At 35.4% G+C, this 16,201-nt stretch carries 15 protein-coding genes; 10 read left to right on the top strand and 5 right to left on the bottom strand.

What is annotated here, in order from left to right; all coding sequences use genetic code 11:
• Window positions 1–119: 119 nt before the first annotated feature.
• Window positions 120–1,019: a hypothetical protein gene (locus AC1RPN_RS04150; protein WP_481761483.1), complete on the bottom strand. Its 900-nt coding sequence runs from the start codon at window positions 1,017–1,019 to the stop codon at window positions 120–122.
• A gap of 211 nt (window positions 1,020–1,230) precedes the next feature.
• Here AC1RPN_RS04150 and AC1RPN_RS04145 point away from each other — a divergent pair, with 211 nt between their 5' ends.
• The 10 genes from AC1RPN_RS04145 to AC1RPN_RS04100 all read left to right on the top strand — a co-directional run bounded on the left by AC1RPN_RS04145 (window position 1,231) and on the right by AC1RPN_RS04100 (window position 12,717).
• The gene (locus AC1RPN_RS04145; RefSeq protein ID WP_409022185.1) at window positions 1,231–1,863 is read left to right on the top strand and encodes a YfbR-like 5'-deoxynucleotidase; all 633 of its coding nucleotides are present in this window, start codon (window positions 1,231–1,233) and stop codon (window positions 1,861–1,863) included.
• 86 nt (window positions 1,864–1,949) lie between these two features.
• Window positions 1,950–2,813 (top strand): DegV family protein, encoded by an 864-nt coding sequence (locus tag AC1RPN_RS04140; protein ID WP_481761482.1) that lies wholly within the window; start codon window positions 1,950–1,952, stop codon window positions 2,811–2,813.
• Window positions 2,814–2,963: 150 nt separating this feature from the next.
• On the top strand, window positions 2,964–4,967 hold the full coding sequence (gene uvrB / locus AC1RPN_RS04135; RefSeq protein ID WP_481761481.1) for an excinuclease ABC subunit UvrB: 2,004 nt from the start codon (window positions 2,964–2,966) through the stop codon (window positions 4,965–4,967).
• A gap of 15 nt (window positions 4,968–4,982) precedes the next feature.
• Window positions 4,983–7,838, top strand: coding sequence for an excinuclease ABC subunit UvrA (gene uvrA, locus AC1RPN_RS04130; RefSeq protein ID WP_481761480.1), 2,856 nt, complete (start codon window positions 4,983–4,985; stop codon window positions 7,836–7,838).
• A 101-nt stretch (window positions 7,839–7,939) separates the two neighbouring features.
• Window positions 7,940–8,599, top strand: coding sequence for a serine dehydratase beta chain (locus AC1RPN_RS04125; protein ID WP_481761479.1), 660 nt, complete (start codon window positions 7,940–7,942; stop codon window positions 8,597–8,599).
• Between the two features lie 11 nt (window positions 8,600–8,610).
• Window positions 8,611–9,492, top strand: coding sequence for an L-serine ammonia-lyase, iron-sulfur-dependent, subunit alpha (sdaAA, locus tag AC1RPN_RS04120; RefSeq protein WP_481761478.1), 882 nt, complete (start codon window positions 8,611–8,613; stop codon window positions 9,490–9,492).
• Between the two features lie 87 nt (window positions 9,493–9,579).
• Window positions 9,580–10,464: an RNase adapter RapZ gene (gene rapZ / locus AC1RPN_RS04115; RefSeq protein ID WP_481761477.1), complete on the top strand. Its 885-nt coding sequence runs from the start codon at window positions 9,580–9,582 to the stop codon at window positions 10,462–10,464.
• Window positions 10,461–11,480, top strand: a complete 1,020-nt coding sequence (locus tag AC1RPN_RS04110; protein WP_409022192.1) for a gluconeogenesis factor YvcK family protein — start codon at window positions 10,461–10,463, stop codon at window positions 11,478–11,480. The genes rapZ and AC1RPN_RS04110 overlap by 4 nt, the downstream gene beginning before the upstream one ends.
• 20 nt (window positions 11,481–11,500) lie before the next feature.
• Window positions 11,501–12,439, top strand: coding sequence for a DNA-binding protein WhiA (gene whiA / locus AC1RPN_RS04105; protein ID WP_409022193.1), 939 nt, complete (start codon window positions 11,501–11,503; stop codon window positions 12,437–12,439).
• A gap of 26 nt (window positions 12,440–12,465) precedes the next feature.
• The gene (locus tag AC1RPN_RS04100) at window positions 12,466–12,717 is read left to right on the top strand and encodes a kinase to dihydroxyacetone kinase (protein WP_481761476.1); all 252 of its coding nucleotides are present in this window, start codon (window positions 12,466–12,468) and stop codon (window positions 12,715–12,717) included.
• Window positions 12,718–12,779: 62 nt separating this feature from the next.
• On the opposite strand, the gene AC1RPN_RS04095 is transcribed toward AC1RPN_RS04100, so the two are convergent.
• From AC1RPN_RS04095 to AC1RPN_RS04080, 4 genes are all read right to left on the bottom strand, one after another.
• Window positions 12,780–13,298: a DsbA family protein gene (locus tag AC1RPN_RS04095; protein WP_481761625.1), complete on the bottom strand. Its 519-nt coding sequence runs from the start codon at window positions 13,296–13,298 to the stop codon at window positions 12,780–12,782.
• Between the two features lie 126 nt (window positions 13,299–13,424).
• Window positions 13,425–14,018, bottom strand: a complete 594-nt coding sequence (clpP, locus tag AC1RPN_RS04090) for an ATP-dependent Clp endopeptidase proteolytic subunit ClpP (protein ID WP_409022195.1) — start codon at window positions 14,016–14,018, stop codon at window positions 13,425–13,427.
• Between the two features lie 112 nt (window positions 14,019–14,130).
• Window positions 14,131–14,550, bottom strand: coding sequence for a hypothetical protein (locus AC1RPN_RS04085; RefSeq protein ID WP_409022196.1), 420 nt, complete (start codon window positions 14,548–14,550; stop codon window positions 14,131–14,133).
• Window positions 14,543–16,015 carry a helix-turn-helix domain-containing protein gene (locus AC1RPN_RS04080; protein ID WP_481761475.1) on the bottom strand — a complete coding sequence of 491 codons (1,473 nt, stop codon included), beginning with the start codon at window positions 16,013–16,015 and terminating at the stop codon, window positions 14,543–14,545. Before AC1RPN_RS04080 ends, AC1RPN_RS04085 begins: the two co-directional genes overlap by 8 nt.
• Between the last annotated feature and the right edge of the window lie 186 nt (window positions 16,016–16,201).

Raw genomic sequence — 16,201 nt, 5'->3', positions numbered from 1 at the left:
GCACTACTTTTTTTGACCTTAAATGGGTTACAAAATTTATAAGCAAATAAAACAGTATTTTGTAAACAACTTTTTAAGATTTATTATTTTCTTTCAGGGCTGATTAACTTGTTTAGTTTCTATTTATTCATTTTTTTCTTTTTAAAGCGGTGATAAAGGTAGGCGATTCCAAGAAAGTAGATGGAAGCGAGTAGGGACGACACGGGGAGAACGCTAAAGATAGTCGGTGGAACAATCATTGCAAGCAATGGAAAGGCATAAGCGGCTGGAATTTTAACTTTGAAAAGATGGAGTATACAAAAAACGAGAGGCATAGTGATTAAGGCGACAACAACATTGGAATCGATTACCATGCAGGCGAGAACACCGATCGTTGCTGAAAGCGTCAAGGCAGTAACCTGTTTGAACACCATTTTTGCCGGATACATCGGCTTTTGTAGCACCTCGAAAAAAACGACAAGAATCGGTGGAATAGCGGCCATCAAAGGCTTTCCAGCAATCGTCACGAGACCAACCCAAATGAGTGAAGAAACGAGAAATAAAAGCATAGCCTGATAGTTAAGGTTTGTTTTTTTTGCGTAGTTTTGATCGAGTTTACGGCCTTTAACGACAATCATCTCGATGAAAGTGAAAATGATGATGGCAATGATGAATGAATATTTGGACGCATTAACGATGATTGGCAAGAGACCTGTAGCCAATGAAGGCGCCAGTGCCGATCGGGTTACCACTAATAGAAAGACCATGATGGCGATCATTAGGCAGATTTTAATTGTGTAAGAAATCTCAAGTAAATTGATGCCAAAACCGATAATTGCGGTGACAGAAGGCAGCAAAAAAAGATTAAACGAACGATCTAACCAATTGGCTTCGTGGTAAATCCACAGTCCAACTGTTAACGCGGCGATTTCAGGTAAAATAATTTCTGAATCATGTAAAAGTGACGCGGCTTGTACCATGATTAAAATCAAGATAAAACCGGTTAAGTATTCAACGGTTTTATTGGCTAAAAACTTCAAAAAAATGTCCTCCTTAAATATAAAGCATGAAAATAAGCATAACATAAAAAAGTAAGGTAAAGTTGCGCGACGTGTTCCAATTGATGTATCAAGCGTTTGCAATGTGAATCAGTTTATTTTTTTGTTAAAAGTTGATGATACTTGAATTAACTTTTCCATATGTGGTAAGATTGTAAAAATTTATATAAAAAATGAGAGGGAGCTGTTAATTATGGGAATGCATCAATACCTACAAAGTTTAAGTAATTTAGAAACGTTAAAACGAGCACCAGGATATTTTAAATATGAAGATCATTCGGTAGCGGAACATTCATTCAAAGTAACAGAAGCTGCTCAATTTTTAGGTGATGTTGAAGAAAATGCAGGAAATACGATTGATTGGCGCATGTTGTATGAAAAAGCGTTGAATCATGATTATACAGAACGATTCATTGGTGATATTAAAACACCCGTTAAATATGCAACAACAACGCTAAGAGAAATGTTAGCAAATGTTGAGGAATCATTATCTGAGAATTTTATTGTGAACGAAATTCCAGAAGAATTCCAAGATGCCTATCGTCGTAGATTATCAGAAGGTAAGGATGATACTTTAGAAGGTAAAATCTTGTCTGTAGCTGATAAATTAGATTTATTATATGAATCATTTGGCGAAATTCAAAAGGGTAATCCTGAATCAGTTTATACTGAAATTTATCAAGAAAGCTTAAAAACGATTCTTGAATTTTCAGATTTAGCGAGTGTTCAGTATATTCTACAAGAAATTCTTCCAGAATTATTAACGGAAGATTTCACAGATAAAGATAAAATTAAAAAAATAACCTTGGATATTATTAAGAAATAGAGTACACATAGGTTAAGGATTGCGTTGTATGCTAGAATAATGCATACAAGGTAGTCCTTTTTTGCTTAAAGAATAGGGAGAAATTAATGAAAACGGCAATTGTAACAGATAGTGCGTCATATATTGATCCAAAAGTAGCCAAAGATAAAAATATTATTGTTGTACCAATCACGGTTATTTTTGGGCAACAGACTTATTTAGAAGATGTGGAAATCTCTGCTTCAGAATTTTATCAAAGAATGAAAGATACGGATAAGTTACCCACAACGTCACAAGTCACAATGGGACAAATGCAAAGTGTCTTCGATAAATTAATTGAAGAGGGATTTGATGAAGTAATTTCAATTCATCTATCAACAGGTATCACAAGTTTTGTGGATAATTTACGTGCTTATTCAAAAACTGTGGAAGGAATTACGGTATATCCGATTGATTCTAAAGCAGCAAGTTCAGCAGAAGCCTTTCTTGTATTAAAAGCTGCTCAATTAGTGGCGCAAGGTGAGCATGCAGACACGATTGTACCTAAAATAGAAGCAATGCGTGAAACGGTGGGTATTTTCTTTGTTGTGGATAACTTGAGCCATTTACTTAGAACGGGCCGTATGACGAATGGTGCTGCGTTTGTGGGTAACTTATTACAAATTAAACCAATTCTGACCTTTAATCATGAAGGTCAAATTATCCCTTTAACTAAGGAACGGACAAAGAAGCGTGCTTTTCAACGGGTAATGGCAGATTTTTCTGATGCGATTAACTCAGTTGATTATCCAATTCGAGTAAGTATCGTTGATGCGAACAATCCTGAAGAGAGTACAAAATGGGTCTCATTTATTAAAACCAACTATCCTAATATTCCAGTTGAGGTTAGTCATATTGGGCCTGTTATTGGCGTCCATACTGGAGAAAAAACAATGGGTCTTATTTGGGGTCGTGATTATTTAGTTGATTAAGTTATTCTGAAAAAATAAGTGAGATAACGTGCGAAAGTATGTTCGGTATGCTAATATAATTAGTAGAGAATAATCATTTTTAAATGAGCCTGGGTAGGTTATTCCAGGCTTTTTTTAATTTCTAAAAATGATTGTATTGGAGGGGTTAACTTGATTGATAGACATGATGATGGCGTTTTTGACTTAGTTTCAAAGTACGAACCAACTGGAGACCAACCGAATGCGATTAAAACTTTAGTTGATGGATTAAATGATGGTAAAAAAGAACAAGTATTACTGGGTGCAACGGGAACGGGTAAGACGTTTACCATTTCAAATGTGATTAAAGAAGTTAATCGTCCCACATTAGTCCTTGCGCATAATAAAACATTGGCTGGACAATTATATGGTGAATTAAAAGAATTCTTCCCGAATAATGCGGTGGAATATTTTGTGAGTTATTATGATTACTACCAACCAGAAGCTTACGTTCCTTCAAGTGATACGTATATTGAAAAAGATTCCAGTATTAACGATGAAATTGATAAATTACGACATTCTGCAACAAGTTCATTATTAGAACGTAATGATGTGATTGTTGTTGCATCTGTCTCAAGTATCTTTGGATTAGGTGATCCAACAGAATATCGTGATCATGTTATTTCATTGCGTACTGGAATGACAATGGAACGTGATGATTTACTTAGAAAATTAGTCGATATACAATTCGAACGAAATGATATTGATTTTCAACGTGGTCGGTTTAGAGTTCATGGAGATATTGTGGAAATTTTCCCAGCATCTCGTGATCAAAAAGCTGTTCGTATTGAATTTTTTGGCGATGAAATCGATCGTATTCGTGAAGTTGATTCATTAACAGGTGAAGTTATGGGTGAACTTGAACACATGGCTATTTTCCCCGCAACGCATTTCATGACGAATGATGATGTGATGGATCATGCCATTGAAGGTATTGAAGTTGAATTGGCTGATCGATTAAAAGAATTAAAAGATGAAGATAAATTATTAGAAGCCCAACGTATCGATCAACGAACTACTTATGATTTAGAAATGTTACGTGAAATGGGCTATACATCCGGAATTGAAAACTATTCCCGCCATATGGATGGACGTAAACCTGGCGAACCTCCATATACATTAATTGATTTCTTTCCCAAAGATTTCTTGATCGTAGTTGATGAATCTCATGTAACCATGCCTCAAATTCGAGGGATGTACAATGGTGATCGCGCTCGTAAACAAATGTTAGTAGATTACGGATTCCGTTTACCTAGTGCACTGGATAACCGACCATTAACGATTGCGGAATTTGAAGAGCACGTTAATCAAGTCATTTATATGTCTGCAACACCAGGACCTTACGAAATGGAACGGACGTCAGATGTTGTTCAACAAATTATTCGACCAACTGGATTACTAGATCCAATCATTGAAGTTCGTCCAATTATGGGCCAAATTGATGATTTAGTTGGCGAAATTAATTTACGTATTGAACGCAATGAACGTGTCTTTGTCACAACATTAACCAAGAAAATGTCAGAAGATTTAACTGATTATTTGAAAGAGTTGGGGATGAAAGTTGCGTACTTGCATAGTGATATTAAAACGATGGAACGAACGAAAATTATTCGCGATTTACGCTTAGGCACATATGATGTTTTAATTGGAATTAACTTATTACGTGAAGGTATTGATGTTCCTGAAGTGTCATTAGTGACAATTTTAGATGCCGATAAAGAAGGTTTCTTACGTAGTGAACGTTCTCTAGTTCAAACAATTGGTCGTGCAGCTCGTAACGAAAACGGACGAGTGATTATGTATGCTGATAAAGTGACGGATTCAATGAAGGGCGCAATGGAAGAAACGCAACGCCGCCGTGATGTCCAAATGGCATATAATGAGGAACATCATATTACGCCAACTACGATTAAAAAAGCCATTCGTGAGTTAATTACGCCAACAAAAATTGAAGATAATTCAGGAACTGTTAAAACCTTTACCGAAACTGAATTTTTGGATATGGATAAAAAGGAACAACAAGATATGGTTGATCGCTTAGAAGGACAAATGAAAGAAGCAGCTAAAAAATTAGATTTCGAAACAGCTGCATCATTGCGTGATACGGTATTAGAATTAAAAACACAAATGTTATAAATAGGGGGATATTTCTTGAAAAATGATAAAATTGTGATCCATGGTGCGCGTGCGCATAATTTAAAAAATGTGGATGTCACTATCCCAAGAGATAAATTAGTTGTGATTACGGGACTTTCAGGATCAGGGAAAAGCTCATTAGCTTTTGATACACTTTATGCTGAAGGACAACGTCGCTATGTTGAAAGTTTATCAGCATATGCACGTCAATTTTTAGGGCAGATGGATAAGCCAGATGTTGACTCAATTGATGGGTTATCACCTGCTATTTCGATTGACCAAAAAACAACTTCAAAAAACCCACGATCAACAGTTGGGACAGTCACTGAAATTAATGATTATTTAAGATTATTATGGGCTAGAGTTGGACATCCAATTTGTCCAAATGATGGTCATGAAATCACGAGTCAATCCGTTGAACAAATGGTTGACCGTGTTTTAGAGTTAAAAGAGCGTACAAAACTTCAAATTTTATCACCTATTATTCGCAATAAAAAAGGACAACATAAAAAGATATTTGAAACGATCAAACGAGAAGGATTCGTCCGTGTTCGAGTTGATGGCGAGCTTCATGATATTGATGAAGAATTTGATCTTGAAAAAAAGGTCAAACACTCTATTGATATTGTGATTGATCGGATTGTTGTCAAAGAGGGCATTCGCTCACGTTTATTTGATTCATTTGAAGCAGCATTACGTTTATCTTCTGGCTACGCCACTGCAGATATTCTTGATGGTGATACAGATGGTGCAACAATTCAATTTTCCGAACATTATGCATGTCCTATTTGTGGATTTACAGTTGGAGAATTAGAACCACGTTTGTTCTCATTTAATGCACCATTTGGTGCTTGTGAAACTTGTGATGGTTTAGGAATGAAGTTAGAAGTCGATGAAGATTTAGTCGTTCCAGATCCAACTAAAACGCTAGCAGAAGGGGCAATTGAGCCATGGAATCCTATTAGTTCGCAATATTACCCATCGATGTTAGCCCAAGCTGCAGAAGCTTTTGGAATTCCAATGGATGTGCCATTTGAAAAGTTAACAGATGAACAACGTGATATTGTTTTGAATGGCGCTGGAACACGTGAATTTCATTTCCATTACGCTAATGACTTTGGTGGCGTTCGTGATGTAGATGCATTATTTGAAGGGGTTATTACAAATATTAGTCGTCGTCATACGGAGACTAATAGTGACTTTACGCGTGAACAAATGCGTAAATATATGACCAGCTTAACGTGTCAAACATGTCACGGTTACCGCTTGAATCGTAAAGCATTAGCCGTCCAAATTAATGGCCAACATATTGGTAAAATTTCCGCACTTTCAATTGGTGACGGCTTACCTTTCTTTGATAACGTTAACTTGTCAGAAAAAGAATCAATTATTGCAGCACCTATTTTGAAAGAAATTCGTGACCGCTTAACATTCTTACAAAATGTTGGCTTAAATTATCTGACATTATCACGTTCTGCAGGAACACTTTCAGGTGGAGAAGCACAACGGATTCGACTAGCCACGCAAATTGGCTCTAATTTATCGGGTGTTTTATATATTTTAGATGAACCTTCAATCGGGTTGCATCAACGTGATAATGATCGCTTAATTGAATCACTTAAGAAAATGCGTGATTTGGGTAATACTTTAATTGTGGTTGAACATGATGAGGATACCATGATGGCTGCTGATTATTTAATTGATGTTGGTCCTGGTGCTGGTGAATTAGGTGGTGAAATTGTTGCTGCTGGAACGCCCACACAAGTTAAAAAGAGTCGCAAATCATTAACTGGACAATATTTATCAGGAAAGAAATTTATATCATTACCTGATGAACGACGTGCTGGCAATGGTAAGAAGATTCGAATTACCGGCGCAAAAGAGAATAACTTAAAAAATGTAACGGTCGATTTTCCTTTAGGTAAATTCATTTCAGTTACAGGTGTCTCAGGTTCCGGTAAATCAACTTTAGTGAATGGTATTTTGAAAAAGGTATTATCACAAAAGTTAAATCGAAATTCTGAAAAACCAGGTAAATATAAATCAGTTTCTGGTGTTCAAAATATTGAAAGTGTTATTAATATTGATCAAAGTCCAATTGGTCGAACACCGAGAAGTAATCCCGCAACTTATACAGGCGTCTTCGATAATATTCGTGATTTATTTGCGGAAACTAACGAAGCAAAATTACGTGGTTATAAAAAAGGTCGTTTTAGTTTTAATGTCAAAGGTGGACGTTGTGAAGCCTGCAAAGGTGACGGGATTATTAAAATAGAAATGAATTTCCTACCAGATGTCTATGTGCCATGTGAAATTTGTCACGGGGCACGCTATAACTCTGAAACACTTGAAGTGACTTACAAAGGTAAGACAATCTCTGATATTTTAGATTTAAAAGTTGGCGAAGCTTTGAAATTCTTCGAACCAATTCCTAAAATCAGACGTAAACTGCAGACAATTGTTGATGTTGGTTTGGGCTATGTTTCGTTAGGCCAATCGGCAACAACATTATCAGGTGGTGAAGCGCAACGGATGAAGTTAGCTTCTGAATTACATCGTCAATCAAATGGTAAGAGTTTTTATATTCTTGATGAACCAACAACTGGTTTGCATACAGATGACATTAAACGCCTACTTAGCGTTTTAAATCGTTTGGTTGATGCGGGTAACACAGTCTTGGTTATTGAACATAACTTAGATGTGATTAAAACATCTGACTATTTAATTGATTTAGGTCCAGAAGGCGGCGAAGGTGGCGGAACGATTCTTGCGACTGGAACACCAGAAGAAATTGCTGAAGTGCCTGAAAGTTATACGGGACACTATTTAAAACCAATCTTAGAACGTGATCGTGCGAGAATGAATAAATAAATTAAGAAGTCAGATGAAAATCTGGCTTTTTTTTATTCCTTTTTTTTTAAAAAGTGTTAACTTTAAAGAAGACATAAAATAAATTGGAGGAACGGCTGACCATGGGCAATAACTATAAGAGTGTTTTTGATATTATTGGACCTGTTATGATCGGACCATCTAGTTCACATACAGCTGGTGCCGCTAAAATCGGTAAGGTTGGATTTCAATTATTTAATGGGAGAATCACTAAATTAAAAGTTCGCTATTATGAATCATTCGCAAAAACACATCGCGGGCACGGGACTGATTTTGCGACCGTTGCTGGGGTATTAGGCTTTGAACCTGATGATGTCCGTTGCCCACAGTCAATTCAGATTGCGGAAAAAATGGGGATTGAGATTCAGTTTATTGAAGATGCACACCCAAGTCCAATTAACCATCCGAATAGTGTTAAATTAACGATTGAAAATGAGACAAAAAAAATCGAATTAATGGGTTGCTCAATTGGTGGTGGCACAATTGAAATTAGGGCTTTCACTATAAAAAAACAACAATTTTTTCCAAAGGGTAGTTTACCGATACTAGTGTTGGAAGCTAATCCAGTAAATAAAAATAAAATTCAAAAACAAATCGAAAAATCGACAACTATTGTTATGCAAAGTGAATCTGAGTTAATGCCAGAGGATATTATGTATGAATATGATTTATCCAAGAATATTACTGAGACTGATATTAAGCAACTGCGATTATTAACGCACAATCTCATTTATTTAAAATAGGAGGTTCCATCTTGTATAAAAGTATTGCTGAGTTAGTTTCAACTGCTAATAAAGAACACAAATTAGTTTCAGAATTAATGATTGAACAAGAAATGGCGCAATCAAGTGAAACTAGAGACGTTATCATTGAAAAAATGTCTGCTAATCTTGAAGTGATGAAGCAAGCGATTGAAAAGGGATCAAATGGTGAAGGCGTTTCTTCAGCAACGGGATTAACGGGTGGAGATGCGGTCTTACTACGGAAATATCGTGAGAAAGGGCACTCTTTATCTGGGGATGCTAACTTAGAGGCGATGCAATATGCAATTGCGACTAATGAAGTCAATGCTTCGATGGGACTTATTTGTGCGACACCGACTGCAGGTTCATCTGGAACGTTGCCTGGGGTTATTTTCATGATACAAAAACGATTAAATTTATCACATGAAAAGATGTTACAAGCTTTATTTACGTCAAGTGCCTTTGGAATGATCGTGGCAAATAATGCCATGATTGCCGGAGCGACTGGTGGCTGTCAGGCAGAAGTCGGCAGTGCATCAGCAATGGCAGCAGCTGCCGCCGTTGAGGTTACTGGTGGAACGCCGGAACAATGTGCAGAGGCTTTTGCGATGGGACTTAGTAATTTATTGGGACTGGTTTGTGATCCAGTTGCTGGATTAGTTGAAATTCCATGTATCAAGCGAAATGCAATAGGAGCCGTGAATGCTTTAACGGCAGCAGATATGGCACTTGCTGGATTATCTAACAAAGTACCAGCTGATGAAGTTATTATGGCTATGAAAGACATTGGCGAACGTATGCCGAGCTCGCTTAGAGAAACTGGGATTGGTGGATTAGCTAGTACACCAACGGGCCAAGCAATTAAAATGAAAATATTTGGTGAAACGATATAGGGTTGGAAACAACTCTTTTTTTGTGCGCAGATACAAAAGAAACACCAGGTATGTTATAATAATTATAGTAGATTTGGAGGAATGAATATGACAGATACGTTAGAGCTAGTTGTAATTACAGGGATGAGTGGGGCCGGTAAGACGGTCGCAATGCAAAGTTTTGAAGATTTAGGTTATTTTTGTATTGATAACTTACCACCAACTTTATTACCTAAGTTCTGGGAGTTGGTAAAAGAGTCAGGTAAAATTTCAAAAATTGCCCTTGTTATGGATTTAAGATCAAGAGCTTTTTATGATGAAATTATCGAAATGTTATCAGGATTTGATAACACTGAATTTGTAACCACTAAAATTGTCTTTCTTGACGCATCAGATGCAGAATTAGTTTCTCGTTACAAAGAAACAAGACGTGCGCATCCGTTAGCAATGGAAGGCCGTCTGATGGATGGCATTGAAAAAGAACGTGACTTATTAAATGATATTAAAACACAAGCACAATTAGTGATTAATACGACTAATTTGTCACCACGTCAGTTACGTGAAGAGATTTTTCATAATTTTGAAACCAGAGAAACAGCTAATTTTCATGTTGAAGTCTTATCATTCGGATTTAAATATGGCCTACCTATCGATGCAGATATCGTGATGGATGTCCGTTTCTTACCTAACCCACACTATATTCCAGAATTAAAACCACAAACTGGCTTAGATAAGGCAGTTTATGATTATGTGATGAAACAACCAGCTACAGAAGGTTTTTATACCAAATTTGAATCGTTAATTGAGTCAATTTTACCTGGCTACGAAGCTGAAGGTAAAACCAATTTAACGATTGCGATTGGCTGTACTGGTGGACAACATCGCTCAGTTGCTTTAGCTAAAAGATTGAGTGAAGAATTGAAAATTAACTATCCGGTGAACGTTACACACCGTGATATTAATAAAAGTAAAGAATCGGTCAATCGATCATGACGAGAAGTGGACATAGACCTAAGATAGTCGTTATTGGTGGCGGAACAGGGCTACCCGTTATTTTAAAAAGTTTAAGAGATAAAAATGCTGATATCACGGCGATTGTAACGGTTGCTGATGATGGTGGTTCGTCAGGTATTATCAGAGATTACGTGAATGTTGTGCCGCCTGGTGATATTCGTAATGTTATTGCCGCATTATCTGAGTTACCAGAAATATATTTAGATATATTCCAGTATCGGTTTGATACGTCCGATCGATTTTTTGCAGGACATGCGATTGGTAATTTAATTATTGCAGCACTAACTGAAATGAAAAATGGTGTTTTTGCTTCTGTCCAAGAATTATCAGAAATGATGAGAGTTGATGGACATGTCTATCCCGTTGCGGATGAACCGTTAGTATTAAATGCAGAATTTTCTGATGGCACTTTTTTAGCGGGGGAAGCAGAAATAACTGCCGCTAGAAAATCAATTAAGCGTGTTTGGGTAACCTCAAGTGAAAAAAGTGAAACTAGTGTGCCAGAAGCTGTACCAGAAGTTGTTCAAGCTATTCTTGAAGCAGACCAAATTGTCCTTGGACCTGGGAGTTTGTTCACAAGTATTTTGCCTAATTTAGTTATTGGTAATGTGGGTAAGGCACTGTCTGAAACAAAAGCAGAAGTTGTTTATATCTGTAATATTATGACGCAAAAGGGTGAAACAGAACATTTTACTGATGCTGATCATGTGCGTATTTTGAATGGGCACCTAGGTAAATGTTTTGTGAATACAGTGCTTGTGAATACGGCACCGGTTCCTGAAGGTTATATGGATAAAGAAAAATATGATGAGAATTTAATTCAAGTTGAACATGACTTTAATGGATTAAGGGAACAACATTGTCGAGTGATTTCATCTAACTTCTTAAAATTAAAAGATCAAGGTGTCTTCCATGATGGCAATAAAGTCGTTGAAGAATTAATCCGTTTAGTTGGTCGACCAAATCGCGAATTAAGACATAGAAAGACTATTTAGTACAGAGATAAGGTGAAAGAATGTCATATGCAAGTGAAGTGAAAAAAGAATTAACGACCCTCAAAGTCAGAAAAAATAATGCTAAAGCAGAGTTAATGGCGTTAATTAGAATGAATGGGTCTTTGAGTATTATTAATCATCAATTTGTTTTAAATGTTCAGACTGAGAATCCCGCAATTGCGAGACGGATTTATGAACTTTTAAATGAATTTTATGACATTACAAGTGAACTATTAGTTCGTCGTAAAATGAAATTAAAGAAAAATAATATTTATATTGTACGTTTAAAAACAGGTAGTGATTTTGTTTTAAAAGACCTGGATATCATTGAAGATATGCAACTTAAAATGGGTGTACCAATGGATCTGTTGGCCCATGATGATATGATGATGCGTTCATATTTACGTGGGGCATTTTTGGCAGGTGGTTCTGTTAATAATCCTGAAACAAGCCGTTATCATTTGGAAATTTACTCAGTCTATGAAGAACATAATCAAACAATTTGCGAAATGATTAATAAATTTGGATTCAACGCTAGAATGACTGAACGTCGAAGTGGTTATATCGTTTATTTAAAAGAAGCAGAAAAAATTGCTGATTTCTTGTCATTAATTGGCGCAACAACGGCTATGTTGAAGTTTGAAGATATTAGGATTGTCCGCGATATGCGTAATTCAGTTAATCGCATGGTTAATTGCGAAACAGCTAATATGAATAAAGTGGCGGATGCTGCGAATAAACAAATTGCTAATATTGAGTTTATTGCACATTCTGTTGGTTTAGGGCAATTACCTTCTAAATTAAAAGAAGTTGCTGAAACACGTCTGGTTCATCAAGAAGTTAGTTTGAAAGAATTAGGTGATTTAGTACCAGGTGGTCCAATTTCAAAATCTGGGATTAATCATCGGCTACGAAAAATTAACGAATTTGCTGAAAAAGTTCGAATTGGTGAAAAATAAACGAAATTTTAAAGAGGTGAGATAGCATGATAACATTTAAATATGATACGCAACTACTAATAGAAGGTAGTACATTAGACGAGGACCAATTGAACGATAAGATTTTACGTCAATTCAAAGGTGATAGTTTACTTGTTGCGGGAGATTCTGATTTAATGAAACTGCATTTCCATACGAATGCGCCGTGGGAAATATTAGAATATTGTGCTGGACTTGGAGAAATCTTTGATGTTGTTGTTGAAGATATGGTCAGACAATCTAAAGGATTAAAAGGTTAACCAAATAAAATACGCATATAACTGATAGCTTTTATCTTAGCTATTAATTATATGCGTATTTTTTATTTATCTAAATATGATTTTAAGGTAGCTAGATCAATTGATTCATCAAAAATATGGTCGTCAACGATAACGGTTGGTACAAATTGAATATTTGCGTCGTTAGCTTCAGCGATAATTGAGTTAATGTAAGTTTTATCAGAAACGTCAGTTAAACTAAAGGTCTTTTCCATATAGGCAGCAACCTCATCCAGTGTTAAGTCTTTCCACGTATCTTGCGTTTTAAATAATTCAGTTATTAAATCGTAAGATTTTTGCGGATTATCTAAAGGAAGATAATGATGAGCAACATTACCACGTTGTAAGGATTCTTTTTCTTTATCAAAAAGTTTGATGACACGTTTTACACGTCCGTTTGCAACATAAGAATCTAAAGTCTCTTTAGATTTTTCGAACCATTCTTTTGAGTAGGGGCAACGTAGGTTAATAAACTCAATAATTGTTTTTGGCGCGTCAGAGTTACCAATCACAAGTCCAAAGTCCCGATTTACTTTTGAAGCATCAATAATTGAAATATCCATTTTTATCAGTCCAGTCTTCATTTATTAGCGTCAGTATAGCATAAGACGGGTTCATCTGAATAATTATCCGCTCAAAAAAAGGACACTAACAAAAGTTAACTTGTTAGTGTCCTTAAACGTTAAAGCTTATTTAAGCCCTTTTTTGTTAGTCATAATTTTATCAATCAAACCGTATTCTTTTGCTTGATCAGCAGTCATAAAGTTATCACGATCTGTATCTTTATCGATAACTTTAATATCTTGACCAGTTGCATCAGCTAAAATTTGGTTAATCAATGTTCTTGTTTTCAAGATATGTGCAGCAGCAATTTCAATTTCTGTTGCTTGACCTTGAGCGCCACCAAGTGGTTGGTGAATCATAATTTCTGAGTTAGGTAATGCAAAACGTTTACCCTTTGTACCAGCAGTTGCCAATACACTGGCCATTGAAGCAGCCATACCCATAACGATTGTTTGAACATCAGCATTGATGAAGTTCATTGTATCGTAGATAGCTAAACCGGCTGAAACAGAACCACCGGGTGAGTTAATGTAAATTGAAATATCTTTTTCTGAGTCTTGAGCGTCTAAGAAAAGTAATTGAGCGATAATAGCATTTGCCATATCATCATTAACTTCACCAGATAACATAATGATTCTGTCTTTTAAAAGACGAGAGTAGATATCATAGGCACGTTCGCCACCGGCAGATTGTTCGATAACTGTAGGAACCATATTCATAGTTAGAAACCTCCGAATTTATTATTATTTACTTTTTTTATATTAGCATTTGAACTAATGTAATGCTAGTTTAAACCCTTGGTCAAAAAAGGTCAAATAAAATAAACTAAATTTATTCTTTAGTTTCTTTTAAAATAATCGCATCTGATGACCTTGTTTTTGAACCATAGAGTAGGTTCCCTGATAAATGACGAACCAAGTAGCCAGAATAAGATACTGAAAGGGCTACAGGTGGTTTAATAGGTGTTACAGAATGTTGCGTTGAAACAAAAGCGATTGGTGATTTATCTGTTACTTTTTTCTTAACCTTACGAGGTTTTTGTTTTTTAGGTGCCGAAACCTTAGGGGACACAGGTTCTGCATTTTTTCTGGGATCCATTGGATTCACAGGAGCTACACGAGAATCTTCACTATCGCTTCGCGGTGTTGCTTTAATTTGTTTGGGTACATACATGGATAAAATGAACAAGTTAGCTACGATTGAGGCTAAGGAAATTCTAGTTAGGCGGGATGTTCTAAACTTTTTATGCATTAGTGATATCCTCCTGACTATCTGTTCGAATAGCCACAACCATATTAGCAAATATCTCCCAATCAGAAGCTAATGGTGGACTATTCCAGATTAGGTAGCGACTGGGGACATCTGCCATCAAGAAGTCAGAAAGGTAAATATCGGTTTGATCTGTTAATTTGTAGTTAACTTCCAAATTAAAGAAGGGCATTGAATCAAGATTTTTGTGAATTAAATCATTGTAGTTACTCCCTTTTGAAAAATCAATTGTTATATGCACCGGTTTTGAAACGGTTGGTAAATCAATATAACGAATGAATAAGAAAAGATATTCTGATTTTAAACGGGCCATGTTAATGTTTTTTTCTTTGAAAATATCCGGTACATTCGTTGTTAAGTTAGTTATCAATTGGTCAACGAAGATATAAAACCAACTATAATTTTCTTTTAAAATAGTATTATCTACGGCAACTTGCCAACTAAAATCAATTTGGGCACTATGGTAACTAGAAAAATGAATACGAGATAATTCGTCAAATAATGTCATATAACTTTGTTCACTTAATGTGATATCAAAGAACTTTTGTAAGTCTTTAATAACAAAATTATTGAGTGATTCAATTTGTGAAAAGAAAGATGAGTTATTAAATGTAACGTCAACAATGTCTTCCATATAAAGGAAATTTAGAACAAATACTGTTTCAATTGATAACTGTTCATCCGTAAGTCCATTAATACCTGGATTTTCTTGAAGACAGTCTTGAATATTGGACATGATTGAGTCTGAATTAGCAAAATTAACATCAGCAAAACGATTAGTATCATTTCGATTAGAAGCTAAACTTTGTATGAGAACAGCTGAAAAATACTTTAGTTTCAATAATTGTATTTGTGTGAGATCAAGATTTAAGCTAGAAATTAATTGGTTAGAAAATAAACTAGAATTACGATCAACTTCTTCATTAAATGGGAAGTTGTAGTTCTTATAGACAGCTAAATAAAGGTTATAAAAAAATAAGCGAATATTTTCTTCAGGACCTACTAATTGGAAGTTTTTAGTGATTTTAAAGCCTAATTTTTGTAACATATCATCTAAAAATTTCTTGGTCCGATAACCAGTTGCTTCACTTAAAAATAACGATTCGGTGAAGGATTCTATACTAAAATTAGGGTTAGTAAATAGCGCATTCAGCATCAAAAATTGAGGTGACTGCTTAGCGTATAGAAGTAATAGGTGATCGATGGAATCTAAGCCATTTTTTTGTAGACTTACTTTGTTATTGCTAACTTTTAATAAATAGTAATCGTCTAATCCTTCAGTGACAAGATCTTCTTCTAAAGACTTGATAGTTGTTGCTGTATAATATTTTGACCATTTAAAATGTTTTTGGATGTCTGTTTGCGAAGCAGATTGGTCATAAGTATTCTCAAGATAAGAAAATAATTCTAACTTACGAATATCATCTTTGTTAAATATAAAGTCCATTTATCGCGATTCCTCCTCATTAAAGAGTATGTACTATCCATTATAGGGGAATTGCCAACGGTTTGCATATAAATCTAGAATCAATAATTATCATATTTTTAAAAAAATTGACAAAAGTGGTGATATAAAATAACATGTCATTAATATATGTATTCAAATTATAGAAATAACAGAAGAGTAATTTTT

It is taken from the genome of Dellaglioa sp. CoH-57-MRSF-20 (genome assembly GCF_056781955.1).
Note: the sequence above shows the minus strand (reverse complement) of the source record. Positions and strands in the feature narration are given on the sequence as shown.